Consider the following 17,483-nt stretch of genomic DNA (forward strand, 5'->3'; position numbering starts at 1 on the left):
ACGCTTACCCGGCCTACGATTTTGTTTGCCCGATCTACAAAATCTCTCACAGGACACACTCATGGCATACACCACCTTTTCACAGACGAAAAACGACCAGCTCAAAGAGCCGATGTTCTTCGGCCAGCCGGTCAACGTGGCACGCTACGATCAGCAAAAATATGACATCTTCGAAAAGCTGATTGAAAAGCAACTCTCCTTCTTCTGGCGTCCGGAAGAAGTTGACGTTTCCCGCGACCGCATCGACTTCCAGGCCCTGCCGGAACATGAAAAGCACATCTTCCTCAGCAACCTGAAGTATCAGACGCTGCTGGACTCTATCCAGGGTCGTAGCCCGAACGTGGCGCTGCTGCCGCTGATCTCTATCCCTGAGCTGGAAACCTGGGTCGAGACCTGGGCGTTCTCCGAGACGATCCACTCCCGCTCCTACACCCATATCATCCGTAATATCGTCAACGATCCGGCGATTGTGTTCGATGATATCGTTACCAACGATCAGATCCTGAAGCGCGCGCAGGGTATTGCCCACTTCTATGACGACCTGATCGAGATGACCAGCTACTGGCATCTGCTGGGTGAAGGCACCCACACCGTGAACGGTAAAACCGTCACCGTGAACCTGCGTGAGCTGAAGAAAAAGCTCTACCTGTGCCTGATGAGCGTTAACGCCCTGGAAGCGATCCGCTTCTACGTCAGCTTCGCCTGCTCCTTCGCCTTCGCGGAACGCGAGCTGATGGAAGGCAATGCCAAAATCATCCGTCTGATCGCTCGTGATGAAGCCCTGCACCTGACCGGCACCCAGCATATGCTGAACCTGCTGCGCAGCGGCGTGGACGATCCGGAGATGGCCGGGATTGCTGAAGAGTGCAAGCAGGAGAGCTATGACCTGTTTGTCCAGGCGGCACAGCAGGAAAAAGAGTGGGCGGAATACCTGTTTCAGGGCGGCTCCATGATTGGCCTGAACAAAGATATTCTCTGCCAGTACGTGGAGTACATCACCAACATCCGCATGCAGGCTGTGGGCCTCGACCTGCCGTTCCAGACCCGCTCCAACCCAATCCCGTGGATCAACACCTGGCTGGTGTCCGATAACGTTCAGGTGGCACCGCAGGAAGTGGAAGTCAGCTCCTACCTGGTCGGTCAGATTGACTCCGAAGTCAACACCGACGATTTGAGCGACTTCCAGCTCTGATGAGCCGCGTGACGCTTCGTCTTACTGGCACAGAACTCCTGTGCCAGGAAGAACACCCTTCCCTGCTCGTTGCGCTGGAATCCCACCAGATTGAGGTCGAATACCAGTGTCGTGAAGGCTATTGCGGCTCCTGCCGCTGCCGCCTGGTGACCGGTCAGGTCGACTGGATCACCGAACCGCTGGCCTTCATCAACGAAGGGGAAATTTTGCCCTGCTGCTGCCGGGCAAAAGGTGATATCGAAATCGAAATGTAACCCGGTCAGTAGCTGCTTTTACTGGCCCGGGCGCTGCCGGATCTGAACAGCGCCAGCCGCTCGTCCAGCGCTCCGGTATAGAGCATAGTATCAACCCCGACGGCAACAAAGTTCGCTCCCCACGCCAGACAACGCGTCGCCATCTCAGGCTCCACCGCCAGGAAGCCCGCGGCTTTACCCGCGTGTCGGATCCGGCGGATCGCCTGCTCGATAATGGCCTGCACCTGCGGATGACCGGCGTTGTCGGGATAGCCCAGCGAAGCCGACAGATCGGCCGGACCGATAAACACCCCGTCAATTCCTTCAACTTCCAGAATCGCATCCAGATTATCCAGTGCGGCTTTGCTCTCCACCTGAATAAGCAGGCACAGCTCGTCGTTAGCCCGGGCCATGTAGTTCTCCACCCGTCCCCAGCGCGCCGCCCGCGCCACGCCGGCCCCCACGCCGCGAACGCCCAGCGGTGGATAGCGGGTGGCGGAGACGATCTCCCGGGCCTGTTCCGCGCTGTCGACCATTGGGATCAGCAGCGTCCTGGCGCCAATATCCAGCACCTGTTTGATCAGGCTGCGGTCACCGTCAACCGGGCGTATCACCGGCTGGCTGGCATAAGGGGCAATCGCCTGCAGCTGGTGATAGAGATCCTGCACCGTGTTCGGCGCATGCTCCCCGTCGATTAACAGCCAGTCGTAGCCAGAGGTCGCCGCGATCTCCGCCATATAAGATGAGGTGGAGCTCAGCCACAGCCCGATCTGCGTTTCACCGTTACGCAGAGCCTGCTTAAAGGGGTTGGAAAGAACGTTTTGCATAATAACTCCCTGATATTAATGATGTACGCGATCGGCCTGCGGCGCGCTGCGGGTCACGCCCAGCACCAGAATCGCCAGTGCGCCGAGGATCGCAATCCCGGCCAGCGCCAGCAGCCCGGCCGCATCGCTGCCAAATACGGTCTGGGCTTTCACCCGGATAAGCGGAGCAAGAAAACCACCCACTGCGCCAAACAGATTGACGAAGCCAATCCCCGCCGCCAGCGCGGTGCCGGAGAGCAGCTGCGTCGGCATGGTCCAGAAGACCGGCTGCACGGCGATAAACCCGACCGCAGCCACGCACAGCGCCACCATCGCAAGCCACGGCGATACCAGCCCTGAGACGCCCACTCCAATACCGGCGGCCAGCAAAGTCAGCGTGGCGATGTTGCGCCTCTCGCCGGTGCGGTCGGAGTAGCGCGGGATCAGCCAGGTGCCAAACAGCGCCGCAACCCACGGAATAGCGGTCACCACCGAGGCGGTGAAGCCCACTTTGGTGCCGAGCAGGGCCGCCACCTGGGTCGGCAGGAAGAAGATCAGCCCGTAGACGGCGATCTGGATAGTCATGTAGATAAACGCCAGCTGCCAGACCCGACCGTTGCGCAGGGCATCGCTCAGCCGGGACGTGGCCTTGCTCTGTTCCTCCCCCGCCAGCTGATTAATCAGCACCTGCTTCTCCTGAGCAGTGAGGAACCGCGCCTGCTGCGGGGTATCGTCCAGCCAGAAGAAGGTAAAGACTCCTGCCCCCACGGCAATCAGCCCTTCGATAATAAACATCCAGAACCAGCCGGGATGGCCCATAAAGCCGTGCATCTCCAGCAGCGCCCCGGAGAGCGGCGATCCGAGCGACAACGCCAGCGGCGCGCCCATGTAAAACAGCCCCATGATGCTTGCGCGGTTGCGCTGGGGGAACCACTGGGAGGTGAGGTAGATCATGCCGGGGAAGAAGCCTGCCTCCGCTGCCCCCAGCAGGGTGCGGATCAGCAGAAACTTACTTTCCGTGTCGGCCCACGCCATCGCCGCGGAGAGGAACCCCCACAGCAACGTGGTGGTGCCAATCCACGTCCGTGCGCCAAACTTGCGCATCAGCAGGTTAGCGGGCACCCCCAGCAGGGCGTAAACCACAAAGAAGATCCCGGCGCCCAGGGCATAGGCTTCGTTACTGAGCCCGGTATCAATCTGGTAGCTCTCTTTGGCGAAGCCGATATTAGAGCGATCCAGAAATGCCAGCACGTAGAGCGCCAGCATGAACGGGATCAGGCGGGCGCGGTTTTTCCTGACCACGCTGTCGAGCAGAGTCATACTCATGGACAATCCTCAGTAAAAGGTGACGCCACGCCGGAGCGCGGCGCGACGGATTAGTGGCTATAAGGACGCTTCAGGGCACAATCGCGGTTCAGCTCGACGCCGAAGCCGGGTTTATCCAGCACCGATTTGTGGATGCGGCCATTCACCGGCACCGGTTCATCAAGCAGGATCGGATCAAACTGCGGACGCAGCGTCGCGCAGTCCGGGCTGGTCATCAGGAACTCGCTGAACGGCGTGTTGGTGAAAGTGATCACCGCATGGTGGGAGTAAACCGACGAGCCGTGCGGCACCACCAGCTGTCCCCGCGCTTTAGCGATAGCGGCGATCTCCACCAGGGTGGTTAAGCCGCCGCACCAGCCAACGTCCGGCTGCATGATGTCGATCCCGGTTTCGGAGAGCGTGCGGAAAGATTGCAGGGTGCCGTGGTGCTCGCCGCTGGTCACCATCATTCCCGGCGGGGCATTGCGCTTCAGTTCGCGATAGCCTTCGTACTGCTGCGGCGGGAGGCACTCCTCAATCCACTTCAGGTTATAGGGCGCGCAGGCATGGGCCAGTCTGGTGGCGTAATTCACGTCCTGGCTCATCCAGCAGTCGAGCATCAGCCAGAAGTCCGGACCGCATTTCTCGCGGTACTCCGCCACCATTGCCGCGTCCTGGCGGATCCCGGCGTCGCCATCGTGTGGCCCCCGGTGGGTCGGCATTTTGCCGCCGATAAAGCCCATCTCTTTCGCCAGGTCCGGCCGCGCGCCGGTAGCATAAAAGCGGATCTCATCCCGTACCGCACCGCCGAGCAGCTTGTAGACCGGCAAGCCGACCACCTTGCCGAACAGATCCCATAGCGCCAGGTCGATGCAGGAGATGGTGTTCAACACCAGCCCGCCGGATCCAGCGTAATACATGGTCGCCCCGAGCATCTGGTCGTGAATAAGCTTGATGTCGCTGACGCACTTGCCTTCAATAAAGCGGCTGAGGTGCTTCTCAACGATAAAGCAGCCCATCTCTCCGGCGGTGGAGACCGCAAAACCGGTCTGGCCGTTGTCGGCCTCCACTTCGACAACCAGCGTGCCGAGGACGTTAATGCCGAAGGACTGACGCGACTGTTCATACTGCGGATATTTACTCATTGGGGTGGCAATGTGGTCGTCGATCCAGTGGTTGGCCCCCTGGTCGTGATAATCGCCACCGCCTGCGCCCTTCTCTGCCGTAGCGCCGCCGGTAAACCAGGCACGGATCTGTTTAATCTTCGGTAGGGTCATGATGTTCTCCATATTATGAGGCTTGATCGAAGGGGCTTTTCCAGCCCAGTAAACGGGAAATATCTTTCGCGCAGGCAATCGCTTTACCGGCCAGGTAATCGCGGTTGTCCTCGTTGATCTGCAACCGGGTACCCACCACCGAGATTGCCGCGGTAAGGTCGTTGCTGGCGTTAAAGACCGGCGCCGCCACGCAGCGCACGTCGGGGTAGTCTTCCCCGTTGTCAAAGCTCCAGCCTCTGGCGCGAATGCGTGCCAGCTCGTCGCGCATCTGCCCGGCGCTGGTGATGGTGGTAGGGGTGACCCGCTCCCAGTCCAGGCTGGCAATAATGGCCTCCTGCACCCGTTCGGGCTGCCAGGCGAGCAGGCATTTGCCAATCCCCGAGCGGGAGAGCGACAGGCTTTTTCCCTCGTGGGAACGCACGCTGATGGTTGCGGGCGACTCGATTTTGAGGATGTAGTAAGCGCTGCCGTTATCGATAATGCCGAGATGGCACAGCAGGCCGCTCTCGTCCATCAGCTGCGTCAGGCGCGGGCGCGCCATCTCACGCAGATCCATCCGGCTGACCGCATGGCCCGCCAGCTCCACCAGCCGGGTCCACAGGCAGTAGTTGTCCTGGCTGTCGAGGCTGAGAAAACGCTGTCTTCTCAGTTCACCCAGCAACAGATAGGCAGTGCTTTTCGGGATCCCCAGCGCGTCGATAATGGTCGCGGCGCTACAGGGCCCCAGACGGGCAATGGTGTCGAGAATATCGATGGCGCGGGTCAGCGCCGGTACTTTGGTTGATTCCAACATGCTGGACTCCAGTCCTGAATACTGGAATCAGTGTTGCGGCTGAGGGCGGGTTTATTTGTGAGCGAGTTCAAATCGCCGGAGGGTTCCAGCCAGCTGGACAAACAGCAGGATAAAATTGTGACGAACAGCGCAGAAAAAAACAGAGCGAGTACAACAGGTTGGACAACAACGCGCCGGACGGTGAGCCCGGCGCGCAGAAATCACGGCAGGAACAGCGTCTCGACGACGTTGATCCAGCCATGTTCAGTGGCCACCGGCTTGCCGTTCAGCCAGCGACGCAGCATGTTCAGCGCCATCATCGCGCAGACCTCCTGACGGACTGCCAGGCTGTAGCGCGTTGTGCTCATCTTCACCCGCAGGGCGTGGGTGCCTTCCGGGGTAGCCAGGGCAAAGTTGAGATGATCTTCTTCCGCACCCGACACCGCTAACGCCAGACCGGCAAAATGTTTCACGCGCCGCTCGGCCACCCAGTGGGCAGTTTGCGCCAGGGTCTCCTCCTGGGAAGGCACCACCTCGCTTGCCAGCAGTGGAGCGCTTACCCGCGAGAGCTGTAACGCCAGCAGGCCACCGGTAAATTGCTCGCTCAGGGTCAGGCTCAGCTGGCGGGCCTGTAGATCGCGGGCGATTTGCGCCGGGAGTCCTTCGGTGCCTTCGAAGATCAGGTTCTCACCCGCCACGCGCTGCACCTCAGGCCACAGGGCCAGCATTGCGGCCTTCTCGGTGGCCGGGCCGGTTAATTTCAGTTCGATAATCGGCATGGAGGAGCGGTAGCCCATCGTCACGCCTGGCGGTAACACCAGATGATCGAGACTCTGCGCCAGGTCGCTCTCCGAGCGGCCAAAAGTGGTGAGTCGTAAACAGATCGGGGGTTCCGGTAAGGTAAAACGCTGCCGCAGACGCGGCAGGATCTCTTTTTCCACCATCACCTTAAATTCGGACGGAACGCCGGGGGTGAAGAACATCAGGCAGCGATTAAGCTGAACGGCAAAGCCGCAGGCGGTACCGACAGGGTTATCAACCAACTCCGCGCTGGCCGGAATTTCTGCCTGTTTGCGGTTGCTGGGAGCCATCACTTTGCCGCGATCGCTGAAGAAACGCTCCATATGGCTGAGCCACTCGGTATGCAGCACCAGCTCTTCGCCTTTCGCCGTGGCGGCGGCCAGCGCGCTCAGGTCATCGCTGGTGGGGCCGAGGCCCCCATTTACAATCAGCACATCCGCCTGTTCGCTACGTTCACGCAGGACGTTGACCAGCGACTCCAGCGAGTCGCCCACCGTGTTACGCCGCGTTAGGGGTAATCCTTGCTCAAAGAAAATATCCGCCAGCCAGGCCGCATTGGTATCAGTGATTTGTCCATGCAGCACTTCATCGCCAGTGGACAGCATCTCCACGTTTATCATTGTGTTCTCCCGCATTTGTGGTGAAAACACTATAGCGCAATCGGCTGTAGGGGGAAGAGAGAAACAGGCGCGGCAGAACGCCGCGCCGGGAGATCAGAAGCCTGCGCTTACGCCCACGTACGGGCCATCAGCGACGGCGTTGTCGCGGTTGCCGTCTTTGCCCGCCAGGTTAAGGTAACGGTAGCCCGCTTCAATGGTGACAGGACGCATGATGGTCCAGCGCGCACCCGCGTTGGCCTCTTCGTAGCTATCGATACCGCTGGAGAGGGAGTCCGGAGAGTAGTAGTACTCGCCAAACAGACCAAAGCTGTTGCCAATTTTCCACTGCAGACCACCGCCTACCGCTGCCGCATAGCCTTCATCGCTGTCTTTCGGGTTGGTGTAGATGCCTTTACCGCCCACGGTGGCAAGGAACGGACCGAGAGGCACGTTCAGACCCAGACCGATGCTGGCCACGTCACCCTCATCGTCGTTATTGGTCCAGTTGCCGCTCGCGGCCAGACCCGACGTTTCGGTGCCAAAACCGACGCCAACGTTGGTGTAGTCCTCACCGGCCTGGCCGCTGATGGAAATTGCGTTCGCTGCCGCAGAAACGAACATCAGGCCGCCGAGGCCCAGTAATGCCACTTTTTTCATTGTCGTGATCCCGCACAATTATTTAGATAACTTCCAAAAACGCGTGATTTTAACGTGAGTCGGCCTGCGATCAACGCTGTGGTGAGATAATAAAAAAATAAGTTTGTAACGAGTTGATACTTACAGGATTTAACAATGTTAAATCCTGAGAAACAGGTTACACCCGGTTACTTTGCGTCCGATCAATACCTGCCCTGACGCATTTCTTTAGATTAACTTTTGCTCAAAACGGAAATTTACCGACTAATACTCACACATCAGGGAGAAAATATGAGCAAGAAAGGTTTAACCACCGCATCCGGCTGCCCCGTTGTTCACAACAATAATGTTGCCACCGCGGGCCCACGCGGACCGATGCTGCTTCAGGATGTCTGGTTCCTGGAAAAACTGGCGCATTTCGACAGAGAGGTGATCCCGGAACGTCGGATGCATGCCAAAGGCTCAGGCGCCTACGGCACCTTTACCGTTACCCGGGACATCACCGCCTTTACCCGTGCGAAGCTGTTCTCCGCTGTCGGTAAAAAAACCGATCTCTTTGTGCGCTTCTCCACCGTGGCCGGTGAACGCGGCGCCGCCGATGCGGAACGTGATATCCGCGGCTTCTCCATCAAGTTTTACACCGAGGAAGGTAACTGGGATCTGGTCGGCAATAATACCCCTATTTTCTATCTGCGCGATCCGCTGAAGTTCCCGGATCTTAACCACGTGGTGAAACGCGATCCGCGTACCAACCTGCGTAACCCAACTTACAAATGGGATTTCTTCTCTCAACTGCCGGAAACGCTGCACCAGCTGACCATTGACTTCAGCGATCGCGGCCTGCCGTGCTCCTATCGCACCATGCACGGCTTTGGCAGCCATGCGTTCAGCTTTATTAACCACAACAACGAACGCTTCTGGGTGAAATTCCACCTCAAGTCCCAGCAGGGTATTGCTAACCTGCAGGACGATGAAGCCAAACGCCTGGTTGCAGAAGATCGCGAGAGCTCACAGCGGGATCTGTTTACCTCTATTGAAAAAGGCAACTTCCCGCGCTGGACGTTTTACGTGCAGATCATGCCGGAAAGCGATGCCGCGAAGGTGCCTTACAATCCGTTCGATTTGACCAAAGTCTGGCCGCACGGCGACTATCCGCTGATGGAGGTGGGTGTGCTGGAGCTGAACCGTAACCCGGATAACTACTTTGCGGAAGTTGAGCAGGTGGCGATGTCGCCTGCTAACGTGGTCCCGGGGATTGGCTTCTCGCCGGATCGCATGCTGCAGGGGCGCCTCTTCTCCTACGGCGATGCCCACCGCTACCGTTTAGGGGTAAACCATCACCAGATCCCGGTAAACGCCCCGCGCTGCCCGTTCCATAACTACCATCGCGACGGCGCGATGCGCGTGGATGGCAACAGCGGTAACGGCGCCACCTATGAGCCAAACAGCTTTGGCGTGTTCCAGGAACAGCCGGACTTTAGCGAGCCGCCATTGTCGCTTGAGGGTGCCGCAGACCACTGGAACCATCGTGAAGATGCCGACTATTTCAGCCAGCCGCGCAAGCTGTTTGAACTGCTGAGCCCGGAAGAGCACCAGCGAATGTTTGAACGTATCGCCGGGGATATGCAGGATGTACCGGCGTTTATTCAGGCACGCCAGATTGCCCTGTTCAGTGAGGTTCATCCTGACTACGGAGCGGGTGTCCAGGCGGCACTGATGCGCTTAGCCGAAGAGAAGTAAAAACAGAACGGGAGCTCAGGCTCCCGTTTTTTATTGCATGATTAATGTCTGGCCTGCTCGACAATCTCGGGTGCCAGCCCGGTCAGTTGGGTGACGGTCTCGGGCGGCAGGCCCTTTTCCAGCATAGCCTTCGCGATGCGAAGCGCCTCCTGTTCAACGCCTTCCGCTCTGCCTTCCGCTCTCCCCTGACTTAACCCCTGACTTAATCCCTGAGCCATGCCCTCTTCCCGGAGAAATTGCGCAATATTCATTAACGTCTCCTTATGCTGATGATCCTTCGTCCTGTGTGCTAATGCCTGCAAAAACGCTGCAGGATCGGCGGTATGGCCGGCCTGAAGAAGATAGTTGAGCAACGTTTTAAGCTGGGCGTTGCCAGTGTATCCCAGCGCCAAGAGCCTGACCAGTTGCTCATGGAGTTCCAGCATGTCCCGCTGCCGGACATGCTTTTGCAGCAGTTCCAGCATCGCAATCCGCCGGTGTTGCATGATGCTTTCGTCGGGTAGACAGGTGATGTCAATCAGGGGAAAGGCCCCGGTGTAGAGCGATTCCGCCTGTTCAGGCACCTGAAAGCCATCAAGCCAGCGCAGCGGCCGTGGGTAAGGCGAGATCCGGCCATGATAAAACAGCATTGGGATCACCAGCGGTAGCTCCCGGTGCCCTTTGTCGAGATGCCGCTGCATGGCGGCAATCGCATAGCGCATCAGGCGAAAGGCCATGTGCCGATCCGGGGAGCTTTGATGCTCGATCAGCACATAAATATACCCGGCGCCGGAAGCGGTTTTCACGGACCAGAGGAGATCGGCGTAGCTGAGACGAAGATCCTCTTCGACAAAGCTGCCAGACTCCAGCCGCAACGACGACAAATCACAGAGTGCGCGTAATTTTTCAGGTAGGTGAATCGCTAAAAAATCACGCGCCGTCTCTGCCTGCGACAGAATATGACGAAACACCGCGTCATGCGGTGTGGGTGTTGATGGGCTGTGCATATTTTCCCTTGCGTCAGTTCCTTTCGCCGGAAAATAGCACAGCGCGTGCTGCAGGTAAGCTTGTTGAGTTTCTTTCCCGAGCAGGCTCGCAAATCACCCTCTTAGCGACTGATGAACCCACTGTTGCAGGGCGCGTCGGGAGATCTTAATCCCGCCATTTTTGAGTTCAGCGGGAAGGACCAGCCAGTGCACCGGCTGCTGAAAGCGCGCCAGCTTATCAGCGACCCAGTGCGGCAGCTGCGCGATATCTGCCTCCGCTTCGCACTCGACGACCGCCACCGGACGCTGACCAAACTCGACATCATCGAGGGGAACCACATACACCTGGCTGACCTGAGGATGAGTGCCGATCACTCGCTCCAGTTCTTCGGGCTGGATCCCTTCTCCGCCGCTGAAAAACAGGTTATCCATGCGACCAAGGATCGTCAGGCGTCCGTCAACAATCTCACCGCGATCGCGGGTGGCGAACCAGCCCTGCGCGTTGGCGACGGTGACAAGCTGACCGTCACGCCAGTAGCCGCTGGCCATGCTGGCAGCCTTTAACCACACTTCGCCCTCCACCAGCTTCACTTCCCGGCCCGGCAGCGGATAGCCGACATCCGCCAGGCCATCCGCCTCTTTGGCGCAGACCGTGGAGGCGAACTCCGTCAGGCCGTAGCCGCACCAGCTGCGAATGCCCCGGCTGGCAGCCCGCAGGGTTAGCTCCCCCGGGATCGCCGCGCCGCCCAGCAGCACCGCTTTCAACGCCACCTCGTTCTCGCCGTTAAGCAGACGCCAGAGCTGGGTCGGTACCAGCGAGGCGTGGGTACAGCCCTGCAGCATCTGCTCCAGAGGCTGTTTTTCGCAGACGGTCAGACGGGCACCCGCCAGCAACCAGCGCCACAGGATCCCCTGTCCGGAGACATGGAACAGCGGCAGGGAGAGCAGCCAGTCGTCCTCACCGGCATAGGGCAGAAGCGCCAGCACGCCTTCGGCACTGGCAAGATGGGCGGCACAGGTATGCACTGCCGCCTTCGGCAGCCCTGTCGAGCCTGAGGTTAAGGTCATGGTCGCCAGCCGCTCAGGCTGCCAGTCCGTTCCCGTTCTCCCCTGCTGTGGATCCAGTTCCAGATCAGACAGGCCGGAATAACCACTCTTGCCGTTGAGTACCAGCGCAAAGCGCAGGGTCAGGGGCGGAAGCAGGACCTCCAGCACGGAACGCGGCAACTGCGGGTTAACCGGCAGGATCCGCGCCCCGCACTGCAGCAACGCCAGCCACGCCAGCAGCGTGTCGGGGTGATTATGCGCCTGCAGCATCACCCCCTCGCCTTCCCTTAGTCCCTGCTGCACAAAGCCGCTCGCCAGGGCATCGGTACGCTGGCAGAGTTCGCGCCAGGTCAGGCTCTCACCGTTAAGCCGCAGTGCCGGTTGTTCAGCTTTGCACACAGCCCAGTGCCGCCACGGCCAGTCGGAAAAGATCATAGCAGCGGCTCCAGCGCCTCGCGTTCCAGACACGGCAAGGTGTTGCCCGGCCAGGGCCGCAGCAGTTGCGCCTGCATCAGGTTCAGGGTATCCAGGCCGGGAACGGTATCCGGCGTGAGCTGAGCAGCAATGCGCGCCAGCTGGGTCAGACCGAGGCTCGACTCAATCGACGAGCTGATCACCGCCGTCAGCCCGAGGGCGTGGGCCGCCGTCACCTGCTCACGCACCTTCGCGATGCTGCCGGTGAGCGTGGGTTTGATCACCATCGCCCGAACGCCCGGCTCGGCAATCCATTCGAAATCGTCCTCGCGCAGGCTTTCATCCCAGGCGATGGCAATCCCCGTCTCCCGGGCAAACGCCAGCGAGTCCGCGCGCGTTTTACAGGGTTCTTCCAGAAAGGCAATACGATCCCGGTAGGCCGGGTTAACGTACTTCGCAAACTGCTGCGCTTTCAGCGGAGTCCAGGCTCGGTTAGCGTCGAGGCGCAGACGCAAATCCGGGATGGCCTCCAGCAGCAGATTCGCCACCATGCCGTCGCGCACCGCTTCATAGAGACCAACCTTAATCTTCGCCACTTTTTCGCCCGGCATGGCGGCCAGTACGGCAAAGAGTTCGTCAGGATCCCCTGTACAGAGCGGGGCCGCGCGATAGTCGGCCTCTTCCGGCAGGGAGCCGTCGAGCTCCGCCAGCGCACAGCTGATGCCAAAATCCACCGCAGGCAGGCCGGGCAACAGAGGCTCTGCCCCTTCACCCCAGGCGATACTCCACGCCCGCAGCGAGGCTTCAGCCTCCTCCAGCGATTCGCGGCTGAAGCCCGGCAGGGGGGAAACTTCTCCCCACCCGTGCCGATCGCCCTGCTGCAGATGCACGAACAGACCCTCGCGGGTTTTTAACCGCCGTTCGCGCAGCACCACACCCGCGTCCATCGGTATCTGCCAGCGGTAGATCTGTACGCTACGCATTACGGATTCCGTTTGTATTTGCTGAAGTCCGGCTGGCGCTTCTCGTTGAAGGCGTTACGTCCTTCCTGACCCTCTTCAGTCATGTAGAACAGCATGGTGGCGTTGCCCGCCAGCTCCTGCAGACCCGCCTGACCATCGCAGTCGGCGTTCAGGGCCGCCTTCAGGCAGCGCAGCGCCATCGGGCTGTTTTGCAGCATTTCACGGCACCAGCGCACGGTCTCTTTCTCCAGATCGGCAATTGGCACCACGGTGTTAACCAGGCCCATGTCCAGCGCTTCCTGGGCGTTGTACTGACGGCACAGGAACCAGATCTCACGCGCTTTTTTCTGACCGACGATGCGGGCCATGTAGGACGCACCCCAGCCGCCGTCGAAGGAGCCCACTTTCGGGCCGGTCTGGCCGAAGATGGCGTTCTCTGCGGCAATCGTCAGGTCGCACATCATGTGCAGCACGTGGCCCCCGCCGATGGAGTAACCGGCAACCATCGCCACTACCGGTTTCGGACAGGTGCGGATCTGGCGCTGGAAGTCGAGCACGTTCAGGTGGTGTACGCCAGAGTCGTCCTGGTATCCGCCGTAGTCGCCGCGCACTTTCTGATCGCCACCGGCGCAGAAGGCTTTTTCACCCTCCCCGGTCAGGACAATCACGCCGATATTATCGTCATAACGCGCATCCGCCAGGGCATTGATCATCTCCTTGACGGTAACCGGACGAAACGCGTTACGCACCTCGGGACGGTTAATGGTGATTTTGGCGATCCCGTCCGCCGATTTATGGTAACGAATGTCGGTGTAGCCTTCGGAGCAGTCCTGCCATTCCACCGGTGCGTAGAGCATGTTTTCATCAGGGTAGATCATAGAGTGTCCTTTATGGATTGACGGAGTATCTGAGCCAGACGCTCAGCCACCGCACCGGGGTTTTCCCGATGGGCGTTATGTCCGGCTTGGGGTATTTGATGGCCGATCGCGGGAAGTTCCCGGGCAATCGCCCTGAACTTGTCATCCCGCTCGCCATACAGATAGAAAAAAGGGACCACGCACGCAGCGAGCGTAGCCCGTAAATCGGGTTGTTCGGCCAGGGACGTCGCCTGCAACATTGCGGCCAGCGTTGCGCCGATATTGCGGCTGCGCAGGGCAACCAGCGCCTGACGCTGCGCTTCGGTTAACGAAGCAAATACCGGCTGTTGATACCAGTCGGCAAACACCGCCTCTAAGGGTTCATGGCGAAAACGCGCGGCCCAGTGGGCATCGGAGGCACGGCGGCTTGCGCGTTCATGGTCATCACGCAGCCCCGGATGCGCCCCCTCAACGATCAGCCCCTGCAGCCCTTCCGGGCGCTGGCAGGCGTGATACATCGCAATGCGGCCGCCGAGGGAGTACCCTATCAGCCAGTAGTTAAGTATGTTGTAACTAATAAGAGTGCGATTCAGCAAACCGCTTACGTCACTGAAATCACGCCCCGCAATATGCGCCGAGTCGCCGTGTCCCGGCAGATCGAGATACAGCCGGGGAAAATCGCCCAGCCCTTCTCCGGGCAGCTGCCATTCGCGGCGATCGCCGGAAAAGCCGTGCAGGAACACCAGCCAGGGTTTTCCTGCCGAGCCGGCGCAGTGCATCCCCTGCAGGATCACAGGTGGCTTACCTGCGCCAGCAGGTTCTGCAGCATCTGCGCCCCGTCGCTGTCGTTAACCACCACTTCGATAAGCGTTGCGCGGGGTTTGCTCCACGCCGTATTCAGAGCGCTCTCCAGCTCCGTCCAGCTGGTCGGGCGCTGATAGCGGAGGCTGAACATCGCCGCCGCATGCTCAAACTGCACGTTTTGTGGCATCAGATAGAAGCGTTCACGCTCACTCTGGGGCGTCGGCAGCAGGGAGAAAATCTGTCCGCCGTTATTGTTGATCACCAGCAGAACAAAGGGTGCAGAGGCCTGGCGTAACAGCGCCAGCGCGTTGAGATCGTACAGCGCCGAGAGATCGCCAACGATCGCCAGCGTCGGGCGGGCGTTGGCGCGCTGGACCCCGGCAGCGGTGGAGATCAGCCCGTCAATGCCGCTGGCGCCGCGATTACTGAACACCGGATAACCTGCCGGCAGGCGGGAAAAGGCATCAATCAGACGTACCACCAGACTGTTGCCGACAAACAGCTGCCCCTGCTCGGGGAGATAGTGACGAATACGGTGCGCCAGCTGCGCCTCGCCAAATTCTTCACTGTGCTGCGCCGTCAGCTCCCAGGCCTGACGGGAGAGTTCCGGGATCGCCGCGGCCCAGGGGGCGCGTTTTTCCGCCGGATGGAGTTCCAGCCAGTCGGCCACATTCGAGATCAGCCGACGACCGCGATGGTGCGCCGGATCAAGCCGTCCTTCCCGCGGATCCACCAGCCAGTACTCTTCTGGTGTGCAGGTGGTTTGCCATTGCAGCAGTCGTTTACCCGTCAGGCTGCCGCCCAGCTGGACCACAATCTGCGCCTGCTCCAGTTCGGTAACGGCTTTCGCATTGCCCAGCCACAGATCGGCGCACGGCAGCGGCTGCCCGGTCTGGGAGAGCACGTCGCCAATCAGCGGCCAGCCCATGGTTTGCGCCCACTCTGCCGCCTTTTTCCCTTCCGCTGCGCTCATTCTGCCCGCGAGCACCACCCCGCGTTTTTGCCGCCAGAAGAACCAGTCGCGCTGTTTGGGGCTTGAAAGCTCTGCGGGAGCGCTCAGCCAGGGTTTATCGCTCTGCCACCAGTCGCCCAGCGCCTGCTGCCAGTCAAGATCGGTATCATCCATTTCGCCATACAGCGGCTCGGCAAAAGGACAGTTGATGTGCAGCGCGCCCGCACGCAGCGCGCCCAGCGCGTTATCCACCGTCGACACCAGCCAGCGGGCGGGAATATCCCGGGTCGGACGCGGCAATGACAGCGTTTCCGTGGGATGAGAGGCAAAGAGCCCCGGCTGGCGAATGGCCTGGTTTGCACCACAGTCGATCAGCTCCGGGGGACGATCCGCCGTCAGCAGCACCAGTTTTTCGCCGGTCAGCCCGGCTTCAATCAGCGCCGGATAGAGGTTCGCCACCGCGGTACCGGAGGTGACAATCACCGCCACCGGGGCGTTACTGGCTTTGGCCAGCCCCAGCGCCAGATGCCCGAGACCGCGCTCATCAAAATGGGTGTGATGAATAAAGGCGCGGTTTTCCGCAGCGGCCAGGGTCAGCGGCGTCGAACGCGAGCCGGGTGCGATGCAAATGTGCCTGACGCCATGGCGGGTCAGGGCTTCAAGGATCACCGCCGCCCAGCGCCGGTTAAAAGAACTCACTGACATGGAATTGTCCGGTATCAATATTGCGACTTAGTATAAATAATAGGAAAAGATGTAATTTTGATATGAATCGGGTATGTACGACTCAGTATTAATCCTTTAGGAGCAGAGAGCGCAGCCCGGCGGCTTTATTTTCAATCTCCTGCCACTCCTGCTCGGGATCGGAACCGCTGACGATCCCCGCCCCGGCGTACAGGCGCACGCAGGTCTCCTGCACCCTGGCCGAGCGCAACGCCACGCAAAACTCGCTTTGCGCTAATGACAGATAGCCGGCGGAACCGGCATACCACTCCCGATCAAAGGGTTCATTGCGGGCGATAAACTCCCGTGCCGCCTGACGCGGCAGACCGGCGACCGCCGCGGTGGGCTGGAGCAGCATCAGGCACTGTTCATCATCCGGCTGTTGCAGCGTGGTCCAGATGCAGCGGCGCAAATGCTGAACCTTACGCAAGCGCACGACCTGCGGCGGCAGGACGTCAAGCACTCCGCCCTCGCGCTGCAGGCGCTGACAGATGTCCTCGACCACCAGCATATTTTCACGCTGGTTCTTATCGTCATTCATCAGCCAGTCGCCCAGGTGAGCGGCCTGCACCTCATCCGAATGGCTGGCGACCGTACCGGCCAGCGCTTCGGTGCGCAGCAGGGTTCCGCGCCGCCGCCACAGCCGTTCCGGCGACGAACCGAGAAAGGCATGAGTGGCATCAAGGCGCATCAAAAAGTGGTAGCACTGGAAGTTCACCCGACGGCTGGCGGCCATCAGGGCGGCAGGATTGACCGGCAGGCTGAAGTGCAGGTCCGTTGCCCGGGCCAGCACCACTTTGTCAAATTCCCCCTGAGCAATAGCGTCGGTTGCGCGGCGGACTAACGCCAGCCAGCCGGATTTCTCCGGCCGCTGGGTTTCGCTCATTACCGGCTGGACAACAGCGTCAACAGGCTGGCTCTCTTTAAGGGCGCCAATAAATTCGCGCGCGTGCCGGGCATCGTTTTTCAGCGAGGTGGCGCTGCAGAGAACCAGCCGCAGCGTCGCGGTTCCGCCGTTGCGTTGCCACAGCAGACGCGGCAGGAACAGGTCGCCCTGCACAGGCTCGAACGCATTAATGCCCACGACCCGAAGGTCAGGGAACTGCGGATAACCCTGTAAAAAATGACGGGCGGCAGAGAGAGAGGAGAAGTGTTGGGTCGCTCCCAGCGCGGCGTACTCTTCGTCGCCGTTACGCTGTTGCCAGTAGAAATGGGGGAAAAAATGCTGGGCATTCAGCCAGGCGAGCGGGTCAAACGCATCGTTGAGCGCAAAGGAGACATCGAGATGATGCAGGCCGGGTGCATCAGGAAAATCGGCGGCTAACTGGTGGCAAAGGCCTGCCAGCGCGGTGGAAATCGAGTGCACGCGAACTTCTCCCAGCTCAAAAACCTCACATT

At 60.1% G+C, this 17,483-nt stretch carries 16 protein-coding genes; 3 read left to right on the forward strand and 13 right to left on the reverse strand.

Going from position 1 to position 17,483, the window contains the following annotated elements; all coding sequences use genetic code 11:
* Positions 1-61 precede the first annotated feature (61 nt).
* Complete coding sequence (nrdB, locus tag ACP4QI_RS15160) at positions 62-1,192, forward strand: class Ia ribonucleoside-diphosphate reductase subunit beta (protein ID WP_307761867.1); 1,131 nt, start codon at positions 62-64, stop codon at positions 1,190-1,192.
* Complete coding sequence (yfaE, locus tag ACP4QI_RS15165) at positions 1,192-1,446, forward strand: class I ribonucleotide reductase maintenance protein YfaE (RefSeq protein WP_142486527.1); 255 nt, start codon at positions 1,192-1,194, stop codon at positions 1,444-1,446. The genes nrdB and yfaE overlap by 1 nt, the downstream gene beginning before the upstream one ends.
* Before the next feature lie 5 nt (positions 1,447-1,451).
* Here yfaE and yfaU read toward each other — a convergent pair whose 3' ends face one another.
* From yfaU to ACP4QI_RS15195, 6 genes are all read right to left on the reverse strand, one after another.
* Complete coding sequence (gene yfaU, locus ACP4QI_RS15170) at positions 1,452-2,252, reverse strand: 2-keto-3-deoxy-L-rhamnonate aldolase (RefSeq protein ID WP_156264273.1); 801 nt, start codon at positions 2,250-2,252, stop codon at positions 1,452-1,454.
* Positions 2,253-2,267: 15 nt separating this feature from the next.
* Positions 2,268-3,557 (reverse strand): MFS transporter, encoded by a 1,290-nt coding sequence (locus ACP4QI_RS15175; protein ID WP_426495217.1) that lies wholly within the window; start codon positions 3,555-3,557, stop codon positions 2,268-2,270.
* A 50-nt stretch (positions 3,558-3,607) separates the two neighbouring features.
* The gene (gene rhmD / locus ACP4QI_RS15180; RefSeq protein ID WP_142486530.1) at positions 3,608-4,813 is read right to left on the reverse strand and encodes an L-rhamnonate dehydratase; all 1,206 of its coding nucleotides are present in this window, start codon (positions 4,811-4,813) and stop codon (positions 3,608-3,610) included.
* 13 nt (positions 4,814-4,826) lie between these two features.
* Positions 4,827-5,606 carry an IclR family transcriptional regulator gene (locus ACP4QI_RS15185; RefSeq protein ID WP_156264276.1) on the reverse strand — a complete coding sequence of 260 codons (780 nt, stop codon included), beginning with the start codon at positions 5,604-5,606 and terminating at the stop codon, positions 4,827-4,829.
* 200 nt (positions 5,607-5,806) lie between these two features.
* Complete coding sequence (locus tag ACP4QI_RS15190; RefSeq protein ID WP_285128137.1) at positions 5,807-7,006, reverse strand: nicotinamide mononucleotide deamidase-related protein YfaY; 1,200 nt, start codon at positions 7,004-7,006, stop codon at positions 5,807-5,809.
* A 93-nt stretch (positions 7,007-7,099) separates the two neighbouring features.
* Positions 7,100-7,642 (reverse strand): YfaZ family outer membrane protein, encoded by a 543-nt coding sequence (locus tag ACP4QI_RS15195; protein ID WP_142486533.1) that lies wholly within the window; start codon positions 7,640-7,642, stop codon positions 7,100-7,102.
* A gap of 270 nt (positions 7,643-7,912) precedes the next feature.
* On the opposite strand from ACP4QI_RS15195, the gene ACP4QI_RS15200 reads away from it, so the two are divergent.
* Complete coding sequence (locus tag ACP4QI_RS15200) at positions 7,913-9,361, forward strand: catalase (protein ID WP_142486534.1); 1,449 nt, start codon at positions 7,913-7,915, stop codon at positions 9,359-9,361.
* Between the two features lie 41 nt (positions 9,362-9,402).
* Here the strand turns inward: ACP4QI_RS15200 and ACP4QI_RS15205 are convergent, their stop codons facing one another.
* The 7 genes from ACP4QI_RS15205 to menF all read right to left on the reverse strand — a co-directional run bounded on the left by ACP4QI_RS15205 (position 9,403) and on the right by menF (position 17,451).
* A complete protein-coding gene (locus tag ACP4QI_RS15205) occupies positions 9,403-10,347 on the reverse strand; it encodes an Rpn family recombination-promoting nuclease/putative transposase (protein WP_426495216.1) in 945 nt (314 codons plus the stop codon).
* 93 nt (positions 10,348-10,440) lie between these two features.
* Positions 10,441-11,808 carry an o-succinylbenzoate--CoA ligase gene (gene menE / locus ACP4QI_RS15210; protein WP_426495215.1) on the reverse strand — a complete coding sequence of 456 codons (1,368 nt, stop codon included), beginning with the start codon at positions 11,806-11,808 and terminating at the stop codon, positions 10,441-10,443.
* Entirely contained in the window at positions 11,805-12,770 is a 966-nt protein-coding gene (menC, locus tag ACP4QI_RS15215; RefSeq protein WP_426495214.1) for an o-succinylbenzoate synthase, read from the reverse strand. Before menC ends, menE begins: the two co-directional genes overlap by 4 nt.
* Positions 12,770-13,627 (reverse strand): 1,4-dihydroxy-2-naphthoyl-CoA synthase, encoded by an 858-nt coding sequence (menB, locus tag ACP4QI_RS15220; protein ID WP_142486538.1) that lies wholly within the window; start codon positions 13,625-13,627, stop codon positions 12,770-12,772. The genes menC and menB overlap by 1 nt, the downstream gene beginning before the upstream one ends.
* Complete coding sequence (menH, locus tag ACP4QI_RS15225; RefSeq protein ID WP_426495213.1) at positions 13,624-14,400, reverse strand: 2-succinyl-6-hydroxy-2,4-cyclohexadiene-1-carboxylate synthase; 777 nt, start codon at positions 14,398-14,400, stop codon at positions 13,624-13,626. The genes menB and menH overlap by 4 nt, the downstream gene beginning before the upstream one ends.
* Complete coding sequence (gene menD / locus ACP4QI_RS15230) at positions 14,397-16,067, reverse strand: 2-succinyl-5-enolpyruvyl-6-hydroxy-3-cyclohexene-1-carboxylic-acid synthase (protein ID WP_426495212.1); 1,671 nt, start codon at positions 16,065-16,067, stop codon at positions 14,397-14,399. The genes menH and menD overlap by 4 nt, the downstream gene beginning before the upstream one ends.
* Before the next feature lie 88 nt (positions 16,068-16,155).
* Positions 16,156-17,451 carry an isochorismate synthase MenF gene (gene menF / locus ACP4QI_RS15235; RefSeq protein ID WP_426495211.1) on the reverse strand — a complete coding sequence of 432 codons (1,296 nt, stop codon included), beginning with the start codon at positions 17,449-17,451 and terminating at the stop codon, positions 16,156-16,158.
* Between the last annotated feature and the right edge of the window lie 32 nt (positions 17,452-17,483).

The organism is Leclercia sp. TB492, assembly GCF_049974505.2.
Lineage (GTDB): Bacteria > Pseudomonadota > Gammaproteobacteria > Enterobacterales > Enterobacteriaceae > Enterobacter > Enterobacter adecarboxylatus_C.

Coding starts and splice junctions, on each gene's coding strand:
- menC (WP_426495214.1), bottom strand. CDS start 12,770: ATGCGTAGCGTACAGATCTACCGCTGGCAGATACCGATGGACGCGGGT.
- ACP4QI_RS15205 (WP_426495216.1), bottom strand. CDS start 10,347: ATGCACAGCCCATCAACACCCACACCGCATGACGCGGTGTTTCGTCAT.
- menE (WP_426495215.1), bottom strand. CDS start 11,808: ATGATCTTTTCCGACTGGCCGTGGCGGCACTGGGCTGTGTGCAAAGCT.
- yfaU (WP_156264273.1), bottom strand. CDS start 2,252: ATGCAAAACGTTCTTTCCAACCCCTTTAAGCAGGCTCTGCGTAACGGT.
- menB (WP_142486538.1), bottom strand. CDS start 13,627: ATGATCTACCCTGATGAAAACATGCTCTACGCACCGGTGGAATGGCAG.
- ACP4QI_RS15200 (WP_142486534.1), top strand. CDS start 7,913: ATGAGCAAGAAAGGTTTAACCACCGCATCCGGCTGCCCCGTTGTTCAC.
- nrdB (WP_307761867.1), top strand. CDS start 62: ATGGCATACACCACCTTTTCACAGACGAAAAACGACCAGCTCAAAGAG.
- menD (WP_426495212.1), bottom strand. CDS start 16,067: ATGTCAGTGAGTTCTTTTAACCGGCGCTGGGCGGCGGTGATCCTTGAA.
- ACP4QI_RS15190 (WP_285128137.1), bottom strand. CDS start 7,006: ATGATAAACGTGGAGATGCTGTCCACTGGCGATGAAGTGCTGCATGGA.
- ACP4QI_RS15175 (WP_426495217.1), bottom strand. CDS start 3,557: ATGAGTATGACTCTGCTCGACAGCGTGGTCAGGAAAAACCGCGCCCGC.
- ACP4QI_RS15185 (WP_156264276.1), bottom strand. CDS start 5,606: ATGTTGGAATCAACCAAAGTACCGGCGCTGACCCGCGCCATCGATATT.
- ACP4QI_RS15195 (WP_142486533.1), bottom strand. CDS start 7,642: ATGAAAAAAGTGGCATTACTGGGCCTCGGCGGCCTGATGTTCGTTTCT.
- rhmD (WP_142486530.1), bottom strand. CDS start 4,813: ATGACCCTACCGAAGATTAAACAGATCCGTGCCTGGTTTACCGGCGGC.
- yfaE (WP_142486527.1), top strand. CDS start 1,192: ATGAGCCGCGTGACGCTTCGTCTTACTGGCACAGAACTCCTGTGCCAG.